The following is a 1,028-nucleotide window of genomic DNA, read 5'->3' on the forward strand; positions in this document are numbered from 1 at the left end:
GACCAGAGCGAGGATCTCGAGGCCTGCGATTTCACCGACTACGAGGAAGTCGAGTCCCTGGCGGACGAACTCGTAGAGAATTGCGCTCAGACTGAAGCCGCCGGCGAGTTGTCCGTCTGCGCCGCGTTCACCGCCGCCCATGATCATTTCTGCATCGACGATGAAGTCTCGACGGCCTGGGAGTTCGTCGAGGAAGAGTTCTCGTTCGGTTTCGGCGACTCCGATTCGTGTCTGGATGGGGAGTGCGTTGGCCAGGGCGCGGGCGAATGTCGTTTTGCCGTAGCCCATTCCGCCGCCGACTCCGGTCGATGCTCTTCCTCGGATGGCGCACCCGAGCATGTGTGCAAGTTCTGGGGGCATCATGAGGTGGTCGAGTGAGAGTTGTTCGAGGGTGATGTTGGTCAGGCGGTGGATGCGGATTGCGACAGAGGGCCGGATGGTGGTGTATCCGAGGACCGAAAGTCGGTGGTTGCCTTGCATGTTGAGCCGGAGGGAGGGATTGATCCTGGAGAAGGGCCTGCCGCCGTTGTCGGCTCTGGATGCGAGCAGACTCATCCATTCGAGGAGTTCGTCGCTGCTGTCGACGACGGAGTCTCTGGATTCGTAGTGTCCGTCGGGGTATTTGACGTACACGGCGTCGCCGTTGAGGTAGATATCTGTTATGTCGGGTTCTTCGACGAGGTCTTGCAGGGGTCCGAGGCGGAACTGTGCGTCGAAGATCGCCTTGATGAGGGCGTGTTCCTGGTTGAGATCGAAGGTTTCGCCTCCGGACCGGATCGTTTGTTGGACGTGGTTTTTCACCAGCCGGGTGATTGTTTCTCGCCCGTATTCGCGTTCTTCGTCTGCGGTGAAGGGAGCGACGATTTTCGTGTTCTTCGGATCGTTGAGCTCTCGGTCACGCTTGGTGCGGTGTTCGCGCAGCAGCTCGGCCGCTTCTCGCTGCAGGGTGCGGACGAGTTTTCGGTCGACTGGGATCTTCGGGGCCGCACTCCGCTGCGACTGTACGACCTCACCAGGGGCATTGTGCC

Annotated in this window: 1 protein-coding gene; it reads right to left on the reverse strand. The window is 60.2% G+C overall.

The window, feature by feature from the left end:
* Window positions 1-1,028, reverse strand: a 1,028-nt coding sequence (locus tag ACIQ2D_RS22350; protein WP_402867463.1) for an ATPase, T2SS/T4P/T4SS family, incomplete at both ends; no start/stop codon positions are given.

This window comes from Lysinibacillus sp. NPDC097287 (assembly GCF_044761695.1).
Lineage (GTDB): Bacteria > Bacillota > Bacilli > Bacillales_A > Planococcaceae > Lysinibacillus.